The following is a 24,827-nucleotide window of genomic DNA, read 5'->3' on the forward strand; positions in this document are numbered from 1 at the left end:
GTATGCATCTGATATGCGCCGAACGGGTGGCCTTCAACCACTACTCGCCGGTCGGAAGGGCGACTTCGGCCGCTGCGTCCGGTCCCTGCTCCAAAAGGACGACAAATCCATCCTCGTTCAGAACCGGAACCTTCAGCTGCATCGCCTTGTCGTACTTCGACCCGGGGTTGTCACCCACGACCACGAACGCCGTCTTCTTCGACACCGACCCGGTCACCTTGGCGCCACGGGTCTGCAGTGCGTCCTTGGCGCCGTCGCGCGTGTAGTGCTCCAGGGTTCCGGTCACGACGACGGTGAGGCCCTCCAGCGGGCGCGGCCCCTCGTCCTCTCCGGTGGACTCGTCCTCCAGCGGGACTCCAGCGGCCTTCCACTTTCGGATGATCTCGCGGTGCCACTCCTCGGCGAACCACTCCTTGAGCGCGGTCGCGATGATGCCGCCGACGCCGTCGATGCCCGACAGCTCCTCCTCGGTGGCCTGCTCGATGCGGTCGATGGAACGGAACTCGCGGGCCAGCGCCTGGGCGGCGACCGGTCCGACGTGCCGGATGGACAGGCCGTTGAGGAAGCGGGCGAGCGGGCGGGTCTTCGCCTCCTCGATCTTCTGCAGCAGCGCGAGGGTGTTCTTCTTGGGCTCGCCCTTCTGGTTGGCGAAGACCGTGACGACCTTCTCCTCGCCGGTCTTGGGGTCGCGCTTGGGCAGCCCGCTGTCCGGGTCCAGGACGTACGCCTTGATGGGCAGCAGCTTCTCGACGGTGAGGTCGAACAGGTCGCCCTCGTCGACCAGCGGCGGGGCGGCGGGCTCCAGCGGCCGGGTGAGCGCGGCCGCCGCGACCCCGCCGAAGTGCTCGATGTCCAGGCACTCGCGGCCCGCGAGGTAGGAGACGCGCTCTCTCAACTGGGCGGGGCAGGTGCGGGCGTTGGGGCAACGCAGATCGATGTCGCCCTCCTTCATGGCCCGCAGCGGCGTCCCGCACTCGGGACACTCGGCCGGCATCACGAACTCCCGCTCGGTGCCGTCCCGCAGGTCGACGACCGGGCCGAGGATCTCCGGGATGACGTCACCGGCCTTCCGCAGCACCACCATGTCGCCGATCAGCACACCCTTGGCCTTGACGACCTCCTGGTTGTGCAGGGTGGCGAACTCCACCTCACTGCCCGCCACGGTGACCGGCTCGACCTGGGCGTACGGCGTGACCCGGCCGGTGCGGCCGACGCCCACCTTGATGTCGATCAGCCTGGTGTTGACCTCTTCCGGCGCGTACTTGTACGCGATCGCCCACCGCGGGGCACGGGCCGTCGAGCCGAGCCGCCCCTGGAGGCGGATCTCGTCCAGCTTCACGACGACACCGTCGATCTCGTGCGCCACGGAGTGCCGGTTCTCGCCGTAGTAGGCGATGAACTCCCGTACGCCGTCGAGGTCGTCGACCACCCTGTTGTGCGGGGAGGTGGGCAGACCCCAGGTCTTGAGCAGGTCGTAGGCCTCGGAGAGCCGGCCGAGGCCCTCGAAGCCCTCCAGGGCGCCGATGCCGTGCACGACCATGTGCAGCGGGCGGCCGGCGGTGACCCGTGGGTCCTTCTGGCGCAGTGAACCGGCCGCCGCGTTGCGCGGGTTGGCGAACGGCTTGTCGCCGGCCGCGACCAGGCGTTCGTTGAGCTCGGCGAACTTCTCCATCGGGAAGTAGACCTCGCCGCGGATCTCGACAAGGTCCGGGACGCGCTCGCCGTGCAGCCGGTCCGGGATCTCGGCGATCGTACGGACGTTGAGCGTGATGTCGTCACCGGTGCGGCCGTCGCCGCGGGTCGCCGCGCGGGTGAGGCGGCCGTGCTCGTAGGTGAGGTTGACGGCGAGTCCGTCGACCTTCAGCTCGCACAGGAAGTGGTACTCCTGGTCGCCCAGTTCCTTGTGGATACGCTCGGCCCAGGCGGCGAGGTCCTCGTCGTTGAACGTGTTGTCCAGCGACAGCATCCGCTCGCGGTGCTCGACCGACGTGAACTCCGTCTCGTACGCCCCCGCGACCTTCTGGGTCGGCGAGTCCGGGGTGCGCAGCTCCGGGTACTGCTCCTCCAGCGCCTCCAGCGTCTTGAGGAGCTGGTCGAACTCCGCGTCGCTGATGACGGGAGCGTCCTTCGCGTAGTACCGGAAGCGGTGCTCCTCGATCTGCTCAGCGAGCCGCGCGTGCTTCTCCCGTGCCTCGGCGGGCACTGCCGTCTCCGCCTGCTGCTTGTCGCCGGCCACCGTGTTCCTCCCGTTACTCTGGGTTGTCCGCGAGTGATCTCGCCGCCCGGACGCAGTGGGCGAGCGCCTGCCGGGCGTACGCGGGGGAAGCGCCCGCCAGCCCACACGCCGGGGTGACCGTGACGGACTCCGCGAGAAGCCCCGGTCGCAGCCCCAGCCTGCGCCACAGCGTCCTGACACCCATGACGCTACCGGCAGGGTCTGACAATGCCGTGTCCGTGCCCGGCACGACACCGACGAAGAGCCGGGTCCCCCCTTCCACCGCCTCGCCGATCACGTCGTCGTCACGTTCGGTGAGGAGCGAGAAGTCGAAGGAGACGGCGGCCGCTCCGGCTCGGCGGAGCAGGGCGAAGGGGACGTCGGGGGCGCAGGAGTGGACGACGACCGGGCCGTCGGCGTGGACGCCGAACACGTCGCGCAGGGTGGATTCGACGACCTGGCGGTCGACGGCACGGTGGGTGCGGTAGCCGGAGGCGGTCTTCACCTGGCCGCGCAGTACGGCGGTGAGGGACGGCTCGTCGACTTGGAGCACCGGGCGGGCGCCGGGGATGCGCCGCCGGACCTCGGCCAGGTGGACGCGCAGGCCCTCGGTGAGGGAGGCGGCCAGGTCACGGCAGGCGCCGGGGTCGGAGAGGACCGACTCGCCGTTGCGCAGCTCCAGGGCCGCGGCGAGGGTCCAGGGGCCGACCGCCTGCACCTTCAGCGGACCCTCGTACTCCTGGGTGAACTCCTCCAGCGCGTCCAGGTCCTCGCCCAGCCAGGCCCGGGCCCGCCGGGTGTCCCGGCCCGGCCGGTCGCCGAGCCGCCAGCCGCTGGGCTCCACGCGCGCGTACAGCTCGACGAGCAGGCCCGCGGTGCGGCCGATCATGTCGGCGCCGGGGCCGCGGGCGGGCAGCTCGGGCAGGAAGGGGAAGTCCTCGAAGCTGCCGGTCGCGGCCTTGGCTGCCTCGCGGGCGTCGGTGCCGGGGAGCGAGCCGATGCCGGTGGCGGGGCCGAAGTCGGAGATTGCGTTCACGTGAGGAGCCTAAGCGGGGCGGGCGGTGCGATGTGCGGCCGCACCGCCCGGAGTGCCTCGCCGGCACGGCCCGGCGGACCGCGCGACGTTATCGCCCCACTCACCCCACTCGTTCCGCTCGCACCATTCGTTCCGCTCAACGGCACAACGGGCGACAGGGCGCGGCCCGCTCCGCAGGCTGGATCCGCAGGCTGGATCCGTCGGCCGGGGCGCCCGCCCCGCACCGCAGACCGCCCCCGCCACCGCTCAGGGAGGACACCCATGACGTCGTCGCCGCAACGTCCCGCGCCCGGCGACGAACTGGCCCTGCTGAAGGCGGAGTTCAAGGTCGGGTCCGACGTGTGGCGCTCGGCGCTGGGCGGCGCGGTGTGCGTGGCCGATCCCGAGGCGGCCCGCGCGGTGATGGGCAACCGACACGGCGTCGTCGCGGAGACCTCGGACTTCTACCACCACCGGCACGGCGTCTTCGGGCCGCGCGCCGCCCAGATCACCATCGGCCGGGCGGCCCGCAACCTGATACAGAGCCATCTGCTGGCCCGGCAGGACGACTTGCCCCGGCTGGTCGCCGAGCGGCTGGCACCGCGCAGCGAGTGGCCGGACGCCGGGAACCTGCTCGTCCTGCGGCATCTGCGCGATGTACTGCTGCACCCGGACGCCCCGCCCCACCTGCACCGCACGGTGGAGGCGATCGTCGCCCGCGCGGTGCTGGCGGGTGCCCGGCAGCGCCACTCCGCGCCGTCCCGGCTGCTGTTCCGGCGCCGTGCGCTGCACGCCCTGCACACGGAGATACGGGCCCGGCAGCGCGCGGCACGGCCGCTGGACCACCCGGCGGGGCCGCGCGACCTCGTCGACGTCGTCGTCGGGGGCGGCCCGGCCGCGGATCCGCGTGAACTCGTCGAGGTCTACCTGTCGTTCCTGTTCGCCACGGCCGGCTCGATCGGGTTCGCACTCGGCTGGTCGGTGCTGCTGCTTGGCACACACCCGGAGCGAGCCGCCGCCGACCCGGGCCGGACCGTCCGCGAGGCGCTGCGGCTGTGGCCGGTGGCGTGGCTGTTCGCCCGCACCCCGAGCCGTGCGCAGGAGCTGGGCGGGACGCCGGTCACGCCCCGGGACCGGCTGATGGTGTGCAGCTACCTGGTGCACCGGCACCCCGGGTACTGGGAGCGGCCCGACGAGTTCGTCCCGGAGCGCTGGGCCGAGGGCGCGCCCGACGGGGCCTACCTGCCGTTCGGTCTCGGTGCGCACACCTGTGCCGGCGCGACCGTCACCGTACGGCTCCTGGAGGACCTCGTGGGCCTCCTCACCCGTGACTGGCGTGTGTCGGTCACCCCTGACGGCGGCGGGCCCCAGGTGGGTCCGGCGCTGGCTCCGCCGCGGTTCACCGCGACGCTGAGCCGTCCCGACGGCTGTCCCGAGAGGAGGTGAACCAGCATGCGCGCGCTGTACCTCAAGACGAAGTCGGTCCTCAACGTCCGACGCTCGTACGGGCAGTTCTGGTACCTGTACCACCACATCTGACCGGCCCGCGCGGGGAGGCGACAGCCGGTCGGCTCCCCGCGCTCCCACGAGGGGAACGCTCACGATGACCACCCCGCAGCACCCCGAGGACTTCCTGAGTTCCATGCGGCTGCGCAGCGCTCAGGAGGAGGGCGTCTTCTGGGTCGACGACGAGCGGCTCGGGGTCTTCGAGCCGGAGGCGGCCCGCCGGGTCAGCGCCACCAACTGGCAGCGGTACGTCATGCACGACCGGCTGGTCGACATGGTGCGCCGGCGGCGCAGCCCCGAGATGCGGTGGAGCCGGATCCGCTCCGCCTGGATGACCCAGCTGCACGCCCTCGCGACGGCGGAGCAGCACGGCCTGCTGATCGAGCGCATGGAGCGGGTGCTGGACGCGCGGACCGGGCAGGACACCGACCTGACCATGCTGATGCAGGACGTGGCGCTGCGGTCGCTGCTGCCCGTCGCGCTCGGCGGGCTCACCGGCGCCGAGGCGGATCTGGTCCGCCGGGACCTGGAGATGAAGCTGGCGCGGCTGGTGTCGCCCGTGCCGGGCGGCGTCCTGCACCATCTGCGGCACGTCGCCGTCCAGGTGCGGGCCGGGCTGGTGGTGCGCCGGGTCCTGCGGCAGCGCGCCCGTGGCCGGCGCGGGCGCGAGCCGGACCTCGCCGACCCCTTCGTGGACCTGCTGCCGGAGCTCGGCATGGACCGGGCGCTGGACGTGGTGACCACCGTCCTCACCGCCATCGGGGGCCCGCCCGGGACCGCCGCCGCGAGCGTGTTGTACGAGTTCGTCCGGCACCCGGAGTGGCAGCGCCGGCTCGAAGCCGAGCTGCGCGCCGTGGACCCGGTGGAGTTCCGTACGGCGCCCACCAGGGCGGCCCCGGTCACCCACCGGTTCGTGAAGGAGGTGCTGCGGATGTGGAGCCCGCCGCTGCTGCTGGTGCGCCGCTCCACGTTCGCGTTCGACCTGGGGAAGACCCGGCTGGAGCCGGGGCAGTGGTACCTGCTGAGCCCGCACCTGATCCACCGCGACGAGCGGGTCTGGAAACAACCCGACGTCTTCGACCCGGACCGTTTCCTGCCGGGCGCGCCGCACGGCCCGGCCGACCGGACCTGTTACGTGCCGTTCGGCTGGGCGCCGAAGAAGTGCATCGGCGCGAACATCGCCGTCGTCCAGCTGATGGCCCTGTGCCACCTGCTGTGCACCCGCTACCGGCTGACCGTGGCGGATCCGGAGGCGGTCACCATGGCCCTGCGGTTCGCGCCGGTGCCGGAGAACTTCCATGGGCGGCTGGTGCTGCGGTGAGCGGGGTCGGTCGGCAGCGCCCCGGAAGGGGCGCGAGGCTGTATTCGATTTGCGGCTACCGCCGCGTGTGCGCGACCAGCCACGACGGCGCCGCAGTCGACAAACGGCGTATCACGGCACTTCCAGCGGAGCGCTCAGCCGGGAAACGGGCCGGGGCGCACGGTGAGGTCGTTGATCTCCGCGTCCTGCGGCAGGTCCAGGGCGGTCAGGACGGCGGTCGCCACGGACTCCGGGTCGATCCACCGCGCCGGGTCGTACTCCTTGCCCTCCTGCTGGTGGACCTTCGCCTGCATCGGGCTCGCCGTGCGGCCCGGGTAGACCGAGGTGACCCGGACACCGTTGCCGTGCTCCTCGGCGCGGAGCGAGTCGGCCAGGGCCTTCAGACCGTGCTTGGAGGCCGCGTACGCCGACCAGCCCGCGTGCGCGTTGAGTCCCGCGCCGGAGTTCACGAACAGCACGTGGCCGCGGGCGGCGCGGAGCTGGGGCAGGAAGTGGCGGGTGAGCTCGGCCGGGGCGACCAGGTTGACGTTGAGCTGGTGGCGCCAGGACTTCGGGGTCAGCTCGCCGACCTCGCCCAGGTCGACGACGCCCGCGATGTGCAGCAGCGAGTCGACCCGGTCCGGGAGGGTCTGGTGGGAGAAGGCCCAGGAGAGCTTGTCCGGGTCCGCCAGGTCGCCGACCAGGGTGCGGGCGCCGGGGAACTCGGCGGCCAGTTCCTTCGCGCGGCCCGCGTCGCGCGCGTGCAGCACGAGTTCGTCCCCGCGCGCGTGCAGGCGGCGGGCCACGGCGGCGCCGATGCCGGAACCGGCACCGGTGATCACATGAGTTGCCATGGGGCCCATGCTCGCATCAGCGGGCGCCGAGACCCTGCTCCAGGTGGGCCAGGGCCTGTGCCGGTTCCTCGGCGAAGAACATCAGCTCCGCCAGAGGGCGGGGCAGGAAGCCCTCCGCCTCCATACGGTGGAACTGTTCCTTCAGGCCGTCGTAGAAGCCGGCGGTGTTGAGCAGGACGACGGGCTTGTCGGTGCGGCCGTGCTTCTTCAGCTCCAGGATCTCGGTGGCCTCGTCGAGCGTGCCGGTGCCGCCGACCATGATCACCACGGCGTCGGCCTTCTCCAGGAGGAGCCGCTTGCGCTCCGCGAGGTCGGCCGCGATGACCATCTCGTCGGCGCCGGGGCGGGCCTTGTTGGCGAGGAAGCCGACGGAGACGCCGATCAGCTTGCCGCCGGCTTCCTGGACGCCGTCCGCGACCACCTTCATGAGGCCGACGTTGGAGCCGCCCCAGACCAGGGTGTGGCCGCCCTTGCCGATGAGTTTCGCGAAGTCGCGGGCGGGGCGGGTGTAGCGGTCGTCGAGATCTGCCGCGGAGAGGAAGACACAGATTCGCATGGGGAAAGGGTAGGCGTTGACCATTGGCGGCTGCGGGTGCGTTGTGGCTGGTCGCGCCCACGCGGCGGAGCCGCCAATCAACACAGCCCCGCGCCCCTGAAGGGGCGCTGCAGCCGGCGTCGGGAACAAGTGGGCGTCCGTCGGCGTCACCCTTACATGGCCTCTGGACACACGATCACCATCGAGCAGTCCCAGCAGCACGTCCGCGTCACGCACGGGGACCTGGTCCTCGCCGAGAGCGATCGGCCTCTCGTCCTGCGTGAGACCGGCTCTCCCGTGCGCTACTACATCCCCGCCGAAGACGTGCGGCTCGACCTTCTGACGCCCTCCGAGACGCACACCGTCTGCCCCTTCAAGGGGACCGCCTCCTACTGGTCCCTGCCGGACGCGCCGGACCTGGTCTGGGCGTACCCCGAGCCCAAGCCCGACGTCGCCCAGATCAAGGACCACCTCTGCTTCTACGAGGTCGACGTCGCCGGCTGACGCCGGACCGTCGACGCGATGGTCGCCGAGCCGACGACGCGGGTGTCGTCGTACAGGACGATCGCCTGGCCGGGGGCGACGCCGCGGACCGGCTCGGTGAACGTGACGTGCAGTTCGCCGTCGGTCAGTGCCGCGCTCACCTCGGTCTCGCCGCCGTGGGCGCGGAGCTGGGCGGTGTAGACGCCCGGGCCGGTGGGGGCGGCGCCGCACCAGCGGGGCTTGATCGCGGTCAGTCCGGTCACGTCGAGGGCGGCGGCCGGGCCGACCGTCACCGTGTTGTTCACCGGCGAGATGTCGAGGACGTAGCGCGGCTTGCCGTCGGCGGCGGGCGTGCCGATGCGCAGGCCCTTGCGCTGGCCGATGGTGAAGCCGTACGCACCCTCGTGGGTGCCGAGCTTCGCGCCCGTCTCGTCGACGATGTCGCCCTCGGCCTTGCCGAGCCGCTGGGCGAGGAAGCCCTGGGTGTCGCCGTCGGCGATGAAGCAGATGTCGTGCGAGTCGGGCTTCTTGGCGACCGCGAGGCCCCGGCGCTCGGCCTCGGCGCGGATCTCGTCCTTGGTGGTGAGGGTGTCGCCGAGCGGGAAGAGGGCGTGGGCGAGCTGCTTGTCGTCCAGGACGCCGAGGACGTACGACTGGTCCTTCGCCATGTCGGAGGCGCGGTGCAGCTCGCGGGAGCCGTCGGGGAGCGTCACGATCTTCGCGTAGTGGCCGGTGCAGACGGCGTCGAAGCCCAGGGCGAGGGCCTTGTCGAGCAGGGCCGCGAACTTGATCTTCTCGTTGCAGCGCAGGCACGGGTTGGGGGTGCGGCCCGCCTCGTACTCGGCGACGAAGTCCTCGACGACGTCCTCGCGGAAGCGGTCGGCGAGGTCCCAGACGTAGAACGGGATGCCGATGACGTCGGCGGCGCGGCGGGCGTCGCGGGAGTCCTCGATTGTGCAACAGCCCCGGGCGCCCGTGCGGAAGGATTGCGGGTTCGCGGAGAGCGCGAGATGGACGCCGGTGACGTCGTGACCGGCCTCGGCCGCGCGGGCGGCGGCGACGGCGGAGTCCACGCCGCCCGACATGGCGGCGAGGACGCGGAGGGGGCGGGTGCGCTGCGGGGTGTCAGTCATAGCCCCTCCAGGGTACGGGGGCGCGGGAACCGGGGCCCGCGAGTATCCGTTGGAGCTCGCATGGGGGCACAACAGGCAGTGGCGGGGGACCGGGACCGGCGGATCGGGCGGCGGGCGCTGCTGATCGGCGGGGCGGCGGCGGCCGTGGGCACGGTGGCACTGAGCAGGGACGAGCTGACGCGGCTGTACTGGCGGCTGCCGGGGGTGCGCAAGGCGCGGGTGGCGGGCGCGGTGGACTTCAAGGGTGCGCGCTGGGTGGCCGCATCGCCCGCGAACTACCGGACGGCGGACCGGCCGGCCGACTATCCGATCGACCGGGTGGTCATCCATGTCACCCAGGGCGGTTACGCGAGCGCGGTGAAGGTCTTCCAGGACCCGGCGCACGAGGCGGCGGCGCACTACATCGTGCGCAAGGACGGGCGGATCACCCAGCTGGTCCGCGAGCTGGACGTGGCGTTCCACGCGGGGAACCGGTCGTACAACGAGCGGAGTGTCGGGATCGAGCACGAGGGGTTCGTGGACCGTCCGGAGGACTTCACGGACGCGATGTACGCGGCCTCGGCGCGGCTGACGGCCGCGATATGCCGGCGGTACGGCATGGCGATGGACCGCGAGCATGTGATCGGTCATGTGGAGGTGCCGGGGACGGATCACACCGACCCGGGAAAGCACTGGGACTGGGGTCGCTACATGGGGCTTGTTCGGCGCGTCGGACAGGCCTGACACCCGGTTCCACCTGTGACTTAATCGTTATCCTGTGGTCGCGCTGCGCGCCGTCTGTGTCCGTTGCGTCCCGCACCCGTGGCCCCAGCTGCGTCTGCTCAACTCGACGCTTTTTCAAGGGAGTTAAGCATTACCAGCATCCATGGCCGCTTCACAGTTCCACCGGTTCGCTCCTAAATTCGCCTCAGATTTCACACAGACCCCAGGACAAACATCCGGGGCCATGACCCACACCACAGATCCCGCCTTCGAGGCGAACAACGAAGAAGAGCAGGTCACCGGCGGCAGGCGCCGTCGTGCCAAGGGCGCGAAGGATTCCAAGGCGGAGCACTCCAAGGCGGAGCGCACCACGGACGCCGAGCACTCCAAGGAGGGAACGGCCAAGCGCGGCAAGGGCGTTCACCGGCGGAAGTTCCTCGGCGGCATGGCCGGGGTCGGTCTGGGCGCCGTCGCCGCGGCCGGCTCCACCTTCGCCCTGCTGACCGACGCGAAGGGCAACAAGGCCGGCGCGGCCACCAACACCGCCACCCTGAACATCCCGGACCTCCTGGAGGGCACCACCTCCGACAGCACCACCACCTTCACGCTGGAGGCGAAGACCGGCACCGCCGAGGTGCTCAGCGGCGTCACCAGCACCACCGCCGGCTACAACCAGTCGTTCCTCGGCCCCACCATGAAGTGGACCAAGGGCGATGTGGTCCTGCTCAACATCACCAACAGCCTGGGCGAGGACACCACGGTCCACTTCCACGGCGCGCACGTCCCGCCCAAGATGGACGGCGGCCCCCAGGTCGCCTTCGCCGACGGGGAGACCTGGTCGCCGACGTTCACGGTCAAGGACGAGCCGATGACGCTCTGGTACCACCCGCACGCACTGGGCACCACGGCGAAGCAGGCGGTGCACGGCCTGGCCGGCATGATCATCGTCGAGGACAGCGACAACACCACCAGCGCGGACCTGCCCACCACCTACGGCACCGACGACATCCCGCTGATCTTCCAGTCCCTGGCCGTGAACGCCGCCGGCGACATCAAGTACGACATCACCGGCTATCTGGCGGCCACGGCCTTCCCGCTGCTGGTCAACGGCACCAACGTCGACGACACCACGCTCACCTTCACCGCGACCAAGACCCGGACCCGGTTCCGGCTGCTCAACGCCTCGCCGTCGGACATCATCGTCATCCAGCGCAGCGACGGCGGCACGATGACCCAGATCGCCAGCGACCAGGGCTACCTGGCCGAGGCGGCGGACGTGACCACGATCCGCCTGGTGGCCGGCGCCCGCGCCGAGATGGTCATGGATATGTCGGACGACGTCACCCTCCAGGCGGTCATCACCACCGGCTGGGTCCGCGGCGGCAGCGGCACGTACGACTTCCTGGCGGTCACCGCGAGCGGCACCGACACCCCGGACGACCTGCCCAGCTCGCTGCGGACCATCGACCGGTACGACACCAGCGACTTCACCGCCCGCACGATCACCCTCGGCAACACCGGCGGCACCATGCTGATCGACGGCAAGGCCGGGACCAGCATGGACTCCATGACCATGATCAGCACCACGCTGGGGTCCAAGGAGATCTGGACGATCAAGAACAGCACCCAGCTGGAGCACTCGTTCCACCTGCACGACGTGCCGTATCAGCTGATCTCCATCAACGGCGCGGATCCGACCGGCGTCCAACTCGGCTGGTACGACACCTACGAGGTGGTCGGCGGCGGTTCCATCGTGATCGCCATGGAGTTCACGGACTTCACCGACGACACCTACATGTACATGCTCCACTGCCATCTGCTGCAACACGAGGACGAGGGCATGATGGCGGCCCTCATGGTCACGGACAGCTAGCCGCCGCTCGGGCCTCCTGGGCAGGCTGCCGCCGGCAGTGGAAGTGCCGGCGGCAGCCGTTCGTGAGGTTCCGGTCACTGGCAGGCCCCCCGGAACACATCGACCCGGCCGCCCGTGCTGTCCGCCACCACGAGGTCGCGGACGCCGTCGCCGTCCAGGTCGGCCGCCGTCGCGTCGTAGGCGCCGGTGGCGGGCACGTCGGTCAGCCGGGTGAGGGCACCCGAGGCGGTGCCCGTGTACGGCGTGACCGAGTCGCCCTGGAGGGAGGAGACCAGCAGGTCCGTGGTGTCGTCCCCGTCCAGGTCGGCGGCGCCCACGGCGACCGGCAGCGCGGGCGTGCCGTAGGTGGTGGCCGTACCGAAGGTGCCGTCACCGTTTCCGGGCAGTACGTCCAGGGTGTCGGCGCCGTTGCTCACCGTGGCCAGGTCGAGGCTGCCGTCACCGTCGAAGTCCCCCTCGGCGAGGGAGTAGAGGCGGGCGGTGGCGGCGTACTCGGTGGCGGCACCCAGGGCTCCGGTGCCGTCACCGAGGAGCACGCTCACCCCGTCGGCGCCCACGCTCGCCGTGGCCACGTCGGCAGCGCCGTCGCCGTCGAAGTCGCCGACGACGATGCCGTGCGGCTGGCTTCCGGTGGCGGTCTGGCCGGTGTCCGTGAAGGTGCCGTCCCCGTTGCCGAGCAGCACCCGCACCGTGCTGGTCTGCTGCTCGGCGACCACCAGGTCGGCCCGCCCGTCCCCGTCGAGATCCCCCGTCGCCAGCGCCCGCGGCGACCCGGACACGTCGATCGCCGCGGCCGTACCGAAGGTGCCGTCGCCGGTGTTCAGCTCCACGCTCACCTGGGCGCCGCCGAAGTCGGCGGACGCCAGGTCCGGATGGCCGTCGCCGTCGAAGTCGGCGACCACGGTCTGGTACGGGTGCGTCCCGACCGCGTAGGTGCCGCCCGCGGCGAACGTCCCGTCCCCCTCGCCGGGCAGCACGGTCACCGAGTCGCCTTCGAGGTTGGTGGCGACCACGTCCACCGCGCCGTCGCCGTCCAGGTCGGCGGTGACGACATGCCGGGTGTTGGCGGCGGCGGTGGCGGAGCCGGTCAGGGCGTACGACGGGACGCAGGGGGCGCCGGCGGCCACGGCGGGGGTCGTGAGGGTCGCGGGCAGCGCGCCGGCGAGGACCAGCCCGCCGGCCAGGACGATCCGCAGGGACATTCGCCGGGTCATGACCTGCCTCCTTTCAGCTCAAGGGATTTCATCGACCGGCTCAGTCCTGGTCGGCGGCGACCCGGAAGCCGACCGTGGGGTAGCCGCCGCTGCCGTCCCGGCCCTCGCCGCGGTAGTGAGTCGTGCAGCTGCGCCCTGTCGCGTACCAGGAGCCGCCGCGCACGGCGTTGACGTCCAGACCGGCCTCCTGGCCGTTGGTGGCGGTGACGACGCTGGAGGTCCACTCGAAGCAGTTGCCGGCCATGTCGTAGGTGCCGTACACGCCGGCGCCGTCCGGGTACGCGCCCACGGCCGAGGTGAGTCCGCCGGTCGCCATCAGCGCGTCGAAGAGGTCCGTGTAGACGAACCCGGTCCAGGTGTCGTGGTCGATCCAGCCGGTCACCCCACCGGTCGCGGTGACGGTGAGGATCTCGGAGACCGGCTCGCTCTCGCCGTACCGGGTGGACTCCGGGTTGTCGTAAGTGGCCTCGGTGGAGCCGTAGTTCGCAAGGTAGTACGCGGCGCACACCGCGTTGTAGTTGTACCTGCTGGTGAGCACGGAGTCCGCGTAGGCCGTCCCGGCCGCGTCTCCCCACGGGTAGGCGTAGGAGTCGGGGCCGCGGGCCGCGCTCTCCCACTCGGCCTCGGCCGGCAGCCGGAAGGTCCAGCCGTCGGCCTGCCCGGTGAGCCAGTCGCAGAAGGCCTCGGCGTCCGCCAACGCGACCCCCAGGACCGGATGTTGCTCCTTGCCGGTGGGGACCGTGCCGTCGTCCCAGTACGACGGGACGGTGTGGCCGGCACCCGCGTCCGCGTCGAGGAAGGCCGCGTACTGGGCGTTGGTGACCTGGTAGGCCCCCAGCCAGTAGGCCGAGTCGATCGGCGAGGCCTCGCCGGCGCCGGTGGTGTTGGACAGGTCGGCCGTGAACACGAAGTCCGGGTCCGCGGGAGCCGGTACCAGGGTCTGCCCGGCGACGGTGACCAAGTCGGCCGCGGCGGCCGGAGCCGTGCCGAGGAGCGGCACCCCGAGCAGCGGCGCGACGGCCGAGGCGCCTGCGAGGCCCAGCAACTTCCTTCTGCCGAAGAGCTGTTGGTGCGGTGGTACGACGGTCATGGGGCGGCCCTCCGTCGACTCGATGGCTGGGGCGGCCGACCACGCGGCATTTCAGGGGGACAGCGCGCCGCGTGACCGGCCCTTCAACGGAACGTAAGGTGCACGCCTTTGCTCCGGCCAATGTCGGCCTGTGACTTCTCTGGACGCGTGCACACGGGTTCCGCGCCGGAAGCGCGGTCCGTCCCGTTGAGCCCGCAGTCTGCCCGAAGAGAGGCACAGTGTCGACACCTAGGGCTGTGAATGCCACAAGACCCCTTGACCGAGCCTTACTGTCGACACTAGACAGTTGATGAAGGAACTCTGACGGAACTTCCGCGCGACGAGGAGAACGCCATGACCGATCCCCGGCTCGGACAACGCCTCTTGGGCAAGGTCGCCCTCGTGACCGGCGCGGGCGCGGGGATCGGCCAGGGCTGCGCGCTGCTCTTCGCCGAGCAGGGCGCGACCGTGGTCGGCTGCGACATCGACGCGGCCGCGGCCGAACGCACCCGGCGGCTGGCCGCCGAACGCGGGGTGAAGCTCGACGTCATGGCCCCGCTGGACATGACGGTCGCGGCGGACGCGCAGCGCTGTGCGGACACCGTGTTCGAGCGGCACGGCCGGATCGACGCCCTGGTGACGGCGGGCGCGATCGCCCCGCACATGGCGAGCGCGGCGGAGATGGACTTCGACGCGCAGTGGACGCCGACCCTGCGCGGCGAGGTCGACGTGGTGTTCCTGCCGGTGCGGGCGGCCTGGCCGCACCTGGTGGCCTCCGGCGGCGGCTCGATCGTCAACTTCGCCTCGGTGAACGCCTTCCGGGGCAGTGGCACCTTCGGCATGGTCGCGCACTGCGCGGGCAAGTCGGCGGTGCTCGGCCTGACCCGCCAGCTGGCCGTGGAGGGCGGACCGTCCGGGATCCGCGCCAACATCATCTCGCCCGGCATGGTGCGCACCCCGGCCACCGAGTCGGCCGGCGCGCACGAGGGAGCCGCCCGTGCGGCCCTCCTCGCCCGTATCCCGCTGGGCCGGGTCGGCACGCCCGAGGACATCGCCTGGTGCGCGGTCTATCTGGCGTCCGACGAGTCCGCGTGGGTCACCGGCGGGAACTTCCCGGTGGACGGCGGCGTGCTGGCGAAGTGAAGGACCCCCGGGCGCCGGCGAAGCGAGAGCCTCCGGGCCGTCACGTCGACGGGGTGCGCCGCCGGCGTGACGGCTTGCGGCCGGCCTCCTGCTCCTGGATCTGCTCCTCGACCGAGCGCAGCGCCCGGACCGTCGCCCCCGCGATCAGTGCGGAGGCCAGCTCGCCGTCGCGTTCCTCGCAGGCCTGCATCAGCCGTTCCTGGTCGTCGACGCTGTAGGCGAGCCGGCCGGGGCGGGTCAGGCTGAGGTGGCGGAGCATGAGGGTGCGCAGCGCCAGGGAGTCGAGGATCTGCTTGAGGGTGGCGTTGCCGACGATCTCGGTCATCCGCTCCTGGAGCTGCACATGGCTCCAGAAGTACGCGTCCACGTCGCCCTCGTCGGCCAGTCCGCGCATCTTCTCGACCCGGCCGCGCAGCTCGCCGATCTCCTCGTCGGTGGCCCGCTCCACCAGCAGGGCGGCGAGCATCGCCAGCAGCTGGCGCCGGACCTGGTAGATGTCCCGGATGTCCTGGAGGGAGGGCGCGGCGACCCGGGGCCGGCGGCGCGCCTTCATCTCGACCAGGCCCTCCTGCTCAAGGAGCATCAGGGCCTCGCGCACGGGGGTCCGGCTGGTGTCGAACCGCCGTGACAGGTCGACGCTGTTGAGGTCCTGGCCCGCCGCGAGCCGGCCCTCGATGATCCCGGCGCCCACCCACTCGGCGATCTGCGCGACCAGCGGCTCCCGCCGGTCCCGCAGCCGCAGCAGGCGGGCCAGCACGACATGCGTGTCCTGATCGGTCATCCGGCGGCCTCCCGGCCCGCGTCCGGCCCGGTGCCGGGTTCACAGCGGACCCATCGGTGTCGACACTATCGCACTCCGGAACCGCCTAGAACACCGACCACCGGCCGTCTGTCGACAGCCGGCCAGGGCGGGCAGCCTTCTAGGGCGACAGCCGGCCAGGGCCGCAGACGTCTAGGGCTGGATGTCCAGGGCGACCAGGAACCGGGACACCATGTTGTACACCGCCACGGTCGCCGTCAGTTCGGCGAGTCCGGTCTCGTCGAAGTCGGCGCGCAGGGCGTCGAACACCGGGTCCGGGACCTGGACGTCCCGGGTCATCGCGTCGGTGTAGGCGATGACCCGCGCGACGCGTCCCTCGAACTCCGGCTTCTCCTTGCGCAGTTCGGCCAGCTGCCCGTCGTCCGCCCCGGCCCGCCGCGCCTCCGGCTCGTGCGCCGCCCATTCGTACGGCGCCCGGTTCAGGACCGCGATCCGCAGGATGACCAGTTCGCGAAGGTCGGCCGGGAGCGACATCCGCTCCCGTACGGCACCGAGCAGACTGTTCCAGCCGTCGGCCACCGGCGGGCTGTGCAGCAGCATCCGGTCGAGCGGATGCAGACTGCCGCCGCGCCGGGCGCGGACCCGGTCGGCGATCTCGCCGCCGCCTTCGGTGCCGGGGAGTCGTGCCATGGGGTTCCTTCCGTCCGTGCGGTCGCATCAGTCGAGCAGGGGGCGGGGCACCCGGTCCAGCAGCCGCAGCGCGTCGAGCCGCCGGACCGGCCCCATCGCCACCCCGTCGATCCCGAACACCATCGCCCGCTCCCCCGTGAACACCGGCCAGGCGGGCAGCGTGCCCCCGTTCGGGTCGTGACGGGTGACGAAGCGGGCCCAGGTGTCGGCCATGGTGCGGGCCAGCTCCCGGTCGGCGTCGGTCCAGGGCCAGGCGCGGGCCGTCAACGTGTCGAGGGTGTAGGGCAGTTCGGCGGTGTGGTGGACGCCGTAGCCGGGGAGCCCGTCGCGGGGCGGGGCGAGCGGAAGGCCGGGAGGCAGCGGCGGGGTCCGGGTGAAGCCGTACATCCAGGTGGGTGCGACGGCCGCGTGGGTCCGCGCCCAGTGCCACACCGGGTAGGCGAACCGGCTCTCCCCCGTGAACCGCCGTGCCGTACGGCGGACTTCGTCGCCGTCCCGCAGCGGGTACACGGCGTCCGTGCCGGGCTCGACGGGCAGCCGGCGCAGGATGTCCAGCGAGGCGTACACCGAGCCCTCGTCGTCGTTGGTCCCGACGAGAAGGGGTACGGCGTGCTGGCGGGCGGTGCCGAAGACGCCGTCGCTGGGTTCGATGAGGACCCGGCCGTCGACGACCGGTCCGAAGTGGCCCTTGAGGACGAGTTCGACGCCGTCCAGGCGGCGCAGCACATCGAGGCCGCGGTCCTCCGCCCAGCGCAGCCCGTGCTTCTGCGCGGCGGTCCGGTCCGGCAGCGGGCCCTCCGCGCGGCCGATGCCCGAGGCGCTCTGGCCGATGGCCGCGTGGAAGAGGTGCCGGGCGGCCGGGGCGGCCATGAGGTGGCAGATGTGGGCGGCGCCGGCGGAGTTGCCGGCGAGGGTGACCCGGTCGGGGTCGCCGCCGAACGCCGTGATGTTCTCGCGTACCCAGGTCAGGGCGGCGACGATGTCGAGCAGCCCGTAGTTGCCGGAGGCGCCCCGGTCGTCCTCGGCGGCGAGTTCGGGATGGGCGAGGAAGCCGAGGGCGCCGAGCCGGTGGTTGAGGGTGACGACGACCAGGCCGCGCCGGGCCAGCGCACGGCCGTGGTGGATCTCCTGGCCGCCGTGGCCGTAACGGTTGCCGCCGCCGTGGATCCACACCATCACGGGCAGCCGGGCGCCCGGCGCCGGGGCCGGGGTCCACACGTTCAGGTGGAGACAGTCCTCGCTCATCACCAGCGCCCGCCGGTCGGCGAAGTTGGTGTGGTACATGATCGAGTCGCGGGGCGGCTGGGGCTGCAGCGGCGCCGGGCCGAAGGCGTCGGCCCGGCGTTCACCGTCCCAGGGGGGCGCGGGCTGCGGGGGCCGCCAGCGCAGTTCGCCGACAGGGGGTGCGGCGAACGGGATGCCCCGGAAGACGCCGATCTCGCCGTCGTACTCCCCCGCCAGCCGTCCGGCGCCGATCGTGGTCCTGATGGTCCTGATCACCCGGTCGCCTTGTGCAGCACGCCGTCCTTCATGATCACCCGCAGTCGGTCGCGGTCCTGGAGGATCCGGATGTCGGCCAGCGGGTCGCCGTCGACCAGCACCAGGTCCGCGAGGTACCCCTCCCGGACCAGCCCCAGCTCCTCCCCCATCCCCATCACCTGGCCGCCGTACCCGGTCGCCGCGCGCAGCGCCTCGGCCGGGGTGAAGCCGAACCAGTCCACGAACAGCTCCAGGTCCCGCAGATTGCGGCCGACCGGGTTCCAGGCGAAGCCGTAGTCGCCGCCGGGGACGACCCGGATGCCGCGCGCCACGAGTTCGGGTACGACCGCGCACACGGCGTCCCGGGTGGCCTCGACCTCCATGCCGGGCTCGGGTTCGCCGCCGGCCTCGTGGAGGTTGGCGTGGATGATGCCGGGGGTGGGGGCGACGAAGACGCGGTCGCGGGCAGCCTGGAGGAGGTCGAGGGCCTCCTCGTCGGCGAAGGTGCAGTGGTAGACGGCGCGGATGCCGTGCCGAACGGCCATCTTGACCGACTCGGCGGCGTGCGCGTGCGCGGTGAGCCAGACGCCGTGCTTCTCGGCGGTGTACGCGGCGGCGGCCACCTCCTCGTCGGTGAACTGCACGATCCGTGAGGTCCCTTGTACGACCGCGCTCTCGCCGGAGAGGGACAGCTTGACGATGTCGACGCCGAGTTCGGCCATGTCGGCGACGAACCGGGCGACCGACGCCGGGTCGGAGGCGCGGCCGTCGACGCCGGGGAAGTCGTAGACGCCGGGCTCGACCATCCCGGCGCTGCCCTCCCAGGAGGCGGCCTTGAGGCGTGGTCCGGGCATCCAGCCCTCGGCGAAGGCCTTGCGGGCGGCGACCTCCGTGCGCGGCAGCCGGTTGCCGCCGGAGTAGGCGCTGGTGATGCCGTGGTCGAGGAGGACCCGGCCGGCGTGCGCGACGAGCAGGGCCTTCTCCTCGTCGGGTTCGTCGCGGCGCCGGGAGAGGTGCTCGACGGTGGAGCCGAAGCCGAGGTGGGTGTGGGCGTCGACGAGTCCGGGGAGCAGGGTGCCGCCGCCTCCGTCGAGCACGCGGGCCGTGGCGGTCAGGCCGCGCGGGATGTGCCCGGCGACCGCGGCGATGCGGTTGCCCTCGACCAGGACCTGCGCGGGGAACGGCTCGCGGCCCGTGCCGTCGAAGACGTGGACGTCGGTGAAGAGCGTGCCGGTCATGGGTTCCTCGGCCTCCAGAAGCGGTGCCGCATCTCGCCGACTCCCCCGATCCTGCTGACCAGTTCGTCCTCGGGGGTCAGGAAGCGCTGCGGGATCCGGCGGTTGCCCACGCCCGCCGGGGTACCGGTGAAGATCAGGTCACCGGGGAGGAGCGTGCAGAACCGGCTGAGGTGGGCGACCAGCCGGGGGATCGGGAAGATCATGTTGGAGGTGCGGTCGTGCTGGACGGTCTCGCCGTTCAGCTCGCAGGTGAGCTCCAGGTCGTCCGGGTCGTCGACCTCGTCCAGGCTGACGAGCGCGGGACCGACGGGGCCGAAGCCCGGGTAGGACTTTCCGAGCGAGAACTGGGCTGGTCTGCCCGCGAGTTGGCTGATCCGCTCGGAGAGGTCCTGGCCGACGGTGAGCGCGACGACCGGTTCCCAGCCCTTCTCCTCCGGTACCTGACAGGCCTCCCGGCCGATGACCGCGACCAGTTCCAGTTCCCAGTCGACATGGCCGGGCGGCAGCGTGACCGTGGTGTACGGGCCGGTGAGACAGGTGGCGAACTTGGTGAAGACGAGCGGGACTTCGGGCTCCTCGTAACCCGCCTCGGCGGTGTGCGGGCGGTAGTTGAGGGCGACGGCGAAGATCTGGCGGGGGGCCGCCACCGGGGGCTCAAGGTCGGCCTCGTCGTACGGGCGGGCGCCGGTCGCGGCGGCGGACCACAGGCGCAGGTCGTCCCAGCGGGCGAAGGGGTCGGCGGCGAGGGCGGCCGGTACGTCGATGGCGCCGTCCGGGGTCAGCAGGACGGTACGGCCGGCGAGGCGTGCGATGCGCATCCGGCGGTCACACCCAGTGCCCGGCGGGGGGCTCGTCCTCGCCGTACGCCTCTCTCCAGGAGACCACCGGGTTGCGCAGCACCCCCAGGCCCTCGATCTCCGCCTCGACCACGTCACCGGGCCTGAGGTAGTTGGCGAACGGGTCCTCGGTGCTCGCGGCCACGCCCGCGACGGTGCCGGTGGTGACGAGGTCGCCCGCGCTGTAGGTCTGCGGGGAGTGGTAGGCGACCAGCTGCGGGATGGAGACCGACATCCGGCCGGTGTCGGACTTCTGGCGTACGTCGCCGTTGACCCTGAGCTCCATGTCCAGGGCGTGCGGGTCGTCGATCTCGTCGGCGGTGACGATGTACGGGCCGACCGGGCAGAAGGTCTCGACGGCCTTGGAGAAGGAGAAGACCCCGGACTCCATCTCGCGGCGCTGGATGTCCCGCGCGGTGATGTCGTTGAAGACCACATAGCCGGCGATGTGCTCGACGGCCTGTTCGGCGGAGAAGAAGCGGCCCGGCTTGCCGATGACGATGGCGAGTTCGAGTTCGTAGTCGAGTTCCCGGGTGAGGTTCGCCGGGTACACGATGGGCTCGTCCGGGCCGATGATCGCGTCGACGTTCTGGAAGAAGACGATCCCCTTGTTGACCGGGTGGGACCAGTCCACGCGGGCCAGGTCCTCGTGGTGCTCCCGGAAGTTGCCGGCGGTGTGGAAGAACTTCTTCGGCACGATCGGGGCGCGCAGCCGGACGTCGGCGAGCGCGAACGTGCGCCCCGTCTCGGCGACTTGGCCCGCACGCTCGAACCAGGCGCGGGTGGAGGGCACCTCCAGTTCCACGACGGTGTCTCCGTCGAGCCGGCCCACCAGTCCGTCGTCCAGCCCGTCGCAGAACGTCACCAGTTTCATCAGACCTCCCTCAACTGTCGACAGACAGCCTGTCCTGGGGCCACCCGATCGTCAATAGGCGTGCAAAGTGTGGACACCAATCGGTGCGGTGACCTACCGTCCGAAGCATGCGGACGACATGGGACTTCACTGGGGCCCGGGTGCTGGTCGCCGGGGCCGGCGGGATCGGTGCGGTGGTCGCGGACGGGTTCGCCGGGGCGGATGCGGCGGTGGTCGTCCTTGACGTCGACGAGGACAGGGCGGCCGAGGTGGCCGCGTCGGCCGGGCCCGGTTCCGTCAAGGGGCTGTGTGCCGACCTGACTTCGGCGGACGCCTGCCGGGACGTCGTCGACAGCGCGGTCGAACTGCTCGGCGGTATCGACGTGTTCGTGCACGCGGTGGGGGTGAACGACCGGCGGCCGGTGCTCGACACCCCGGACGAGGTGTGGGAGCGGATCACCGCGGTCAACCTCGACAGCGCGTTCTGGCTGGGGCGGGCCGTGGGCGGGGTGATGGTGGCGGCCGGGTACGGGCGGATCGTCTACCTCTCGTCCGTGTCGGGACTGCTGGCGCACGCCGACCACGCGCCGTACGCGGCGACCAAGGGGGGCGTCGACCAGTTGATGCGGGTCATGGCCCGGGAGTGGGCGGCGTGTGGGGTCACCGTCAACGCGGTCGCGCCCGGCTACACCGAGACCGACCTCACGCGTGAGTACCTCGCCGGGCCGGGGGTCCGGGCGTCCCTGGAGTCCCTCGTCCCCGCGGGCCGGCTGGGCCGGCCCGCCGACCTGACCGGGCCCGTGCTCTTCCTCGCGTCCGATGCCGCGGCGTTCGTCACCGGGCAGGTGCTGTACGTCGACGGCGGACGGACGCTCGTCTGAATTCCGACCCACGATGACCTTCGAGGCTTGGGAGGCCTTATGACCGCCGTGTTCGAACGATTCGCCGGTAAGACCGTCCTCGTCACCGGCGCCGGTACCGGGTTCGGTGCCGAGATCGCGGTGCGGGCGGCGCGGGAGGGTGCCGATGTCGCCGTCCACTACCGCGGCTCCCGCGCGGGGGCCGAGGCGACCGCCGAGCGCGTGACCGCGCTCGGCCGCAAGGCGCTCGTCGTGCAGGCCGACATCTCCGAGCACGCCCAGATCGCCCGGCTCGCGGAGGAGGTGTGGGCGCACTTCGGGCGGCTGGACGTGGCGGTCAACAACGTGGGGGACGTGGCCCGTGAACAGATGTCCTGGCGGGACATCACGGCGGAGTCGATCGACCATGTGCTCGCCGTCGACATCAAGGGCACGTTGCTGTGCACGCACGAGTTCGGGGGGCGGATGCTGGAGCAGGAGGGGGGCGGGGCGGTGGTGAACATCGGGTCGACGGTGGTGGTGCGGGGCAGTGCGCGGGCGCCGCAGTACGCGGCCGCGAAGTACGGGATCATCGGGTTGACCAAGTCCTATGCGCATGCGTTCGCGCCGAAGGTGCGGGTGAACGTCTTCGCGCCGGGGTTCATCGAGACCGCGGCGACGCTGGGGCGCGAAGACTGGAAGAGCGGGCGGGGGGATGTGCTCAGGGCTGCTACGCCGCTCGGCCGTATACCTGGGCCGGAGGAACTGGCGGGGGCGGCTTTGTTCTTGGCGACCGAGGATGCCGGGCACATCACAGGAGGCTTCTTGGTGGCTGATGGGGGATACAACATGATTGGGGCGTAGAACGTCGTGATTCGGGTGCGGGTGGGTGGGGGTCGGTCGCGCAGTTCCTCGCGCCCCTGGGTAAGTTGCCGCGCCCCAAGCTGAAAGGCTCAGGCCCTCCGTCCAAAAGCTCCGGCCCCCGGGATTCGGTTCGCGTCCATCCCCGGGGGCCGGCTCTCTTCTGTCGGTCTTCTTACGACACCGTCAGGGTCAGGGCACCGGTGTAGCTCTGGCCGGGGGTGATGGTCGCTGCCGTACCGTCGACCGTCAGGGTCACCGTCCTGTCGGTCGGGGCCGTTATCGACGCGGTCGATGCGAGGGTGAGGGCGCTGAGGTAGGACGTTCCCGTCACCGTCCAGGTCGACGACTCGCCCAGGGCCACCAGGACGCCGTTGTTGACCACCGCGCTCGGGGTGTTGGTGACCTCGCTGATCTCGCGGTACTCCGTCCTGGTGATCGTGGAGACGCTGTGCTTGGCCGTGCTCGCCGAGATGACGCCCTCGACCGTGGTGCGGGTGAAGGAGAGGGTGAGGTTCTGGCCCTGGAGGCTCGCGTTGCCGCCGCCCCAGACCGAGTTGTAGAAGTCGCCGGTCAGGGCGATGTCGGTGAAGGTTCCCTTCGCGTCGGTGGACTGGGAGGTGGTCGGGTCCCAGCTCGACGACCTGGCCGGGGAGCCGGTCGGCTCGGTGTAGGTGCCGGTCGTCTCGCTGGACCAGGGCTTGCCGGACACCGTGACGCTGCTCGGGCGGTCGGTGTCCATCAGCTGGAAGAGGACGCCGTTGCCGGTGGTGACGGTGGCGCCGTCGGAGCCGTCGACGGTGACGGTGCCCGCGACCGCCTTGCACATGAAGGTGGTCTCGCCGGTGGTGATCCGGGTGCCCCCGTCGACGGCCACCGATCCCGCCGCGTACCACAGGACCATGAAGCGGCCCGCGTCGATGGTGGTCGACTGGACCGGGAGGTCGTCCAGTTCGGCCGAGGTGAGGCCGAGGGAGAGGGAGTCGTTGAGGTCCGAGACGGCGTCCTTGGTGCTGTCGCCGTAGTGCGCCGAGGCACCCCAGTGGATGAGGGCGTAGTCGCCGACGTCGAAGGTGCAGCCGAGGAAGTGCTCGGTGACGTTGCCGATGGCGTAGCTGCCATAGCCCTGGCCGCCGGTGTTGGCGATGGTGCTGTTGATGGCGGTGAGGGTGCAGTAGCTGCCGCCGTCGACCGACAGGGCGCCCCACTTCTCCGAGGAGATCGAGGAGTTGATGTACGACGCCTTGGTGCTCGCGCCGAGCAGGTTGGTGGCGCGGACGTTGCCGGAGATGCCCAGCATCCACGGCACGGTGATCATGTACTTGGTGTCGCCGGTGCCGGCGGCCGGGTACTCGGCGGGGACGACACCGTCGGCGCACTTGATGGTGGAGTTCTTGACGATCACGTTGGCGGTGGCGTCGGCGATCACCGCCGTACGGACCACGCCCACGTTGCTGATGTTCGCGCCGTCGAGGACGAGGGTGGTGCCCGAGCCGGTGCCGACCACGGCGGCGCCGTACCCGACGAAGTCGCAGCGGCCGTTGCCGTCGAAGGCGATGGTCGGGTCGGTGAGGGTGTAGCTGCCGCCACCGGCGACGTAGACGCCGTTGAAGGCCTCGCCGTTGGAGAGCAGGGTGATGTCCGAGGCCCCGGTGTCGGTGACGGTGCCGTCCATCACGTCGGAGGGGACGGACTTGTCCTCGTCCACGCCGTCGGCGTCGACGTAGATGGCCTGGCGGAAGGGGAAGGTGAGGGTGCTGTAGGCGACGTCGGTGGCCTCGGCGACGTTCAGGACGATGGTGCCGGTGTAGGTGCCGGCCGCGATGGCGGTGGCGACGCCGCCGTATCCGTTGGTGAGCGCGGCGAGTTCGCTGCCGGTCTCCACGCCGTTGACGGTGAGGCTGAGGCTGTAGCCGTCGCCGACGGTGATGACACCGCCCTCCTCGATCACCAGCTCGGTCGCGGTGGTGGTCTCGGTGAGGGTGAGGGTCTCGTCGGAGCCGACGGTGATCGTGCTCGCCTTGGCCTTCTTGGCCTTCTTGGCGCCGGCGGCCTGGGCGGTGGCGGGGGCGAGCAGCGTGGGGGCGAGGGCGGCGGCCACCGCGACGATGAGGGCGCGGGGGCGGGCCCGGTTGGCGACGGGCCGGTCGAGCAGGTCGGTGACGGAGGAAGTCTGCTCGTCGTCGGGCCTGTTGGTGGGCAACACTGTGGACTCCTTTGTCTTTCGGT

General features: G+C 71.5%; 22 protein-coding genes. 8 read left to right on the forward strand and 14 right to left on the reverse strand.

Translation table 11 applies throughout. The features are described 5' to 3' along the window. Window positions 1-40: 40 nt before the first annotated feature. The gene (gene ligA / locus KVT45_RS14765; protein WP_217547596.1) at window positions 41-2,236 is read right to left on the reverse strand and encodes an NAD-dependent DNA ligase LigA; all 2,196 of its coding nucleotides are present in this window, start codon (window positions 2,234-2,236) and stop codon (window positions 41-43) included. A gap of 13 nt (window positions 2,237-2,249) precedes the next feature. Further along, on the reverse strand, window positions 2,250-3,242 hold the full coding sequence (locus KVT45_RS14770) for a methionine synthase (RefSeq protein WP_217547781.1): 993 nt from the start codon (window positions 3,240-3,242) through the stop codon (window positions 2,250-2,252). Window positions 3,243-3,512: 270 nt separating this feature from the next. On the opposite strand from KVT45_RS14770, the gene KVT45_RS14775 reads away from it, so the two are divergent. Then, window positions 3,513-4,676 carry a cytochrome P450 gene (locus KVT45_RS14775; protein ID WP_217547597.1) on the forward strand — a complete coding sequence of 388 codons (1,164 nt, stop codon included), beginning with the start codon at window positions 3,513-3,515 and terminating at the stop codon, window positions 4,674-4,676. A gap of 157 nt (window positions 4,677-4,833) precedes the next feature. Next, a complete protein-coding gene (locus tag KVT45_RS14780; RefSeq protein ID WP_217547598.1) occupies window positions 4,834-6,057 on the forward strand; it encodes a cytochrome P450 in 1,224 nt (407 codons plus the stop codon). 134 nt (window positions 6,058-6,191) lie between these two features. Here KVT45_RS14780 and KVT45_RS14785 read toward each other — a convergent pair whose 3' ends face one another. Both KVT45_RS14785 and KVT45_RS14790 read right to left on the reverse strand, forming a co-directional pair. After that, the gene (locus KVT45_RS14785; protein ID WP_217547599.1) at window positions 6,192-6,899 is read right to left on the reverse strand and encodes an SDR family oxidoreductase; all 708 of its coding nucleotides are present in this window, start codon (window positions 6,897-6,899) and stop codon (window positions 6,192-6,194) included. Between the two features lie 7 nt (window positions 6,900-6,906). Then, on the reverse strand, window positions 6,907-7,446 hold the full coding sequence (locus tag KVT45_RS14790) for a TIGR00730 family Rossman fold protein (RefSeq protein ID WP_217547600.1): 540 nt from the start codon (window positions 7,444-7,446) through the stop codon (window positions 6,907-6,909). 156 nt (window positions 7,447-7,602) lie between these two features. On the opposite strand from KVT45_RS14790, the gene KVT45_RS14795 reads away from it, so the two are divergent. Continuing rightward, window positions 7,603-7,929, forward strand: a complete 327-nt coding sequence (locus tag KVT45_RS14795; RefSeq protein WP_217547602.1) for a DUF427 domain-containing protein — start codon at window positions 7,603-7,605, stop codon at window positions 7,927-7,929. Here KVT45_RS14795 and mnmA read toward each other — a convergent pair. Further along, on the reverse strand, window positions 7,905-9,041 hold the full coding sequence (gene mnmA / locus KVT45_RS14800) for a tRNA 2-thiouridine(34) synthase MnmA (protein WP_217547604.1): 1,137 nt from the start codon (window positions 9,039-9,041) through the stop codon (window positions 7,905-7,907). The genes KVT45_RS14795 and mnmA overlap by 25 nt on opposite strands. Window positions 9,042-9,101: 60 nt before the next feature. Between mnmA and KVT45_RS14805 the strand changes: the two genes are divergently transcribed. Next, on the forward strand, window positions 9,102-9,764 hold the full coding sequence (locus KVT45_RS14805; protein WP_217547605.1) for an N-acetylmuramoyl-L-alanine amidase: 663 nt from the start codon (window positions 9,102-9,104) through the stop codon (window positions 9,762-9,764). 223 nt (window positions 9,765-9,987) lie between these two features. After that, window positions 9,988-11,616 carry a multicopper oxidase family protein gene (locus KVT45_RS14810; protein ID WP_217547607.1) on the forward strand — a complete coding sequence of 543 codons (1,629 nt, stop codon included), beginning with the start codon at window positions 9,988-9,990 and terminating at the stop codon, window positions 11,614-11,616. 74 nt (window positions 11,617-11,690) lie between these two features. Here the strand turns inward: KVT45_RS14810 and KVT45_RS14815 are convergent, their stop codons facing one another. Together KVT45_RS14815 and KVT45_RS14820 are read right to left on the reverse strand one after the other, a co-directional pair. Next, window positions 11,691-12,830: a VCBS repeat-containing protein gene (locus tag KVT45_RS14815; RefSeq protein ID WP_217547609.1), complete on the reverse strand. Its 1,140-nt coding sequence runs from the start codon at window positions 12,828-12,830 to the stop codon at window positions 11,691-11,693. A 40-nt stretch (window positions 12,831-12,870) separates the two neighbouring features. Continuing rightward, window positions 12,871-13,920, reverse strand: a complete 1,050-nt coding sequence (locus tag KVT45_RS14820; RefSeq protein ID WP_217547610.1) for an SUMF1/EgtB/PvdO family nonheme iron enzyme — start codon at window positions 13,918-13,920, stop codon at window positions 12,871-12,873. A 333-nt stretch (window positions 13,921-14,253) separates the two neighbouring features. On the opposite strand from KVT45_RS14820, the gene KVT45_RS14825 reads away from it, so the two are divergent. Beyond that, window positions 14,254-15,042: an SDR family NAD(P)-dependent oxidoreductase gene (locus tag KVT45_RS14825; RefSeq protein WP_217547612.1), complete on the forward strand. Its 789-nt coding sequence runs from the start codon at window positions 14,254-14,256 to the stop codon at window positions 15,040-15,042. Between the two features lie 40 nt (window positions 15,043-15,082). Here KVT45_RS14825 and KVT45_RS14830 read toward each other — a convergent pair whose 3' ends face one another. The 6 genes from KVT45_RS14830 to KVT45_RS14855 all read right to left on the reverse strand — a co-directional run bounded on the left by KVT45_RS14830 (window position 15,083) and on the right by KVT45_RS14855 (window position 20,919). Further along, window positions 15,083-15,823 (reverse strand): GntR family transcriptional regulator, encoded by a 741-nt coding sequence (locus KVT45_RS14830; protein WP_217547613.1) that lies wholly within the window; start codon window positions 15,821-15,823, stop codon window positions 15,083-15,085. 171 nt (window positions 15,824-15,994) lie between these two features. Next, on the reverse strand, window positions 15,995-16,492 hold the full coding sequence (locus tag KVT45_RS14835; RefSeq protein ID WP_217547615.1) for a carboxymuconolactone decarboxylase family protein: 498 nt from the start codon (window positions 16,490-16,492) through the stop codon (window positions 15,995-15,997). Window positions 16,493-16,519: 27 nt separating this feature from the next. Continuing rightward, window positions 16,520-17,992: a carboxylesterase/lipase family protein gene (locus tag KVT45_RS14840; protein ID WP_217547617.1), complete on the reverse strand. Its 1,473-nt coding sequence runs from the start codon at window positions 17,990-17,992 to the stop codon at window positions 16,520-16,522. Further along, entirely contained in the window at window positions 17,989-19,209 is a 1,221-nt protein-coding gene (locus tag KVT45_RS14845) for an amidohydrolase family protein (RefSeq protein ID WP_217547618.1), read from the reverse strand. Before KVT45_RS14845 ends, KVT45_RS14840 begins: the two co-directional genes overlap by 4 nt. Beyond that, on the reverse strand, window positions 19,206-20,027 hold the full coding sequence (locus tag KVT45_RS14850) for a fumarylacetoacetate hydrolase family protein (RefSeq protein WP_217547620.1): 822 nt from the start codon (window positions 20,025-20,027) through the stop codon (window positions 19,206-19,208). The genes KVT45_RS14845 and KVT45_RS14850 overlap by 4 nt, the downstream gene beginning before the upstream one ends. Before the next feature lie 7 nt (window positions 20,028-20,034). Continuing rightward, on the reverse strand, window positions 20,035-20,919 hold the full coding sequence (locus KVT45_RS14855; protein WP_217547622.1) for a fumarylacetoacetate hydrolase family protein: 885 nt from the start codon (window positions 20,917-20,919) through the stop codon (window positions 20,035-20,037). A 107-nt stretch (window positions 20,920-21,026) separates the two neighbouring features. Between KVT45_RS14855 and KVT45_RS14860 the strand changes: the two genes are divergently transcribed. Continuing rightward, window positions 21,027-21,779 (forward strand): SDR family NAD(P)-dependent oxidoreductase, encoded by a 753-nt coding sequence (locus KVT45_RS14860; protein WP_217547623.1) that lies wholly within the window; start codon window positions 21,027-21,029, stop codon window positions 21,777-21,779. Window positions 21,780-21,818: 39 nt separating this feature from the next. After that, window positions 21,819-22,601, forward strand: a complete 783-nt coding sequence (locus tag KVT45_RS14865) for an SDR family NAD(P)-dependent oxidoreductase (protein WP_217547625.1) — start codon at window positions 21,819-21,821, stop codon at window positions 22,599-22,601. Between the two features lie 172 nt (window positions 22,602-22,773). Here KVT45_RS14865 and KVT45_RS14870 read toward each other — a convergent pair whose 3' ends face one another. After that, window positions 22,774-24,801, reverse strand: coding sequence for a hypothetical protein (locus KVT45_RS14870; RefSeq protein WP_217547627.1), 2,028 nt, complete (start codon window positions 24,799-24,801; stop codon window positions 22,774-22,776). Window positions 24,802-24,827 lie beyond the last annotated feature (26 nt).

It is taken from the genome of Streptomyces sp. GbtcB6, assembly GCF_019091475.1.
Classification (GTDB): domain Bacteria; phylum Actinomycetota; class Actinomycetes; order Streptomycetales; family Streptomycetaceae; genus Streptomyces; species Streptomyces hyaluromycini.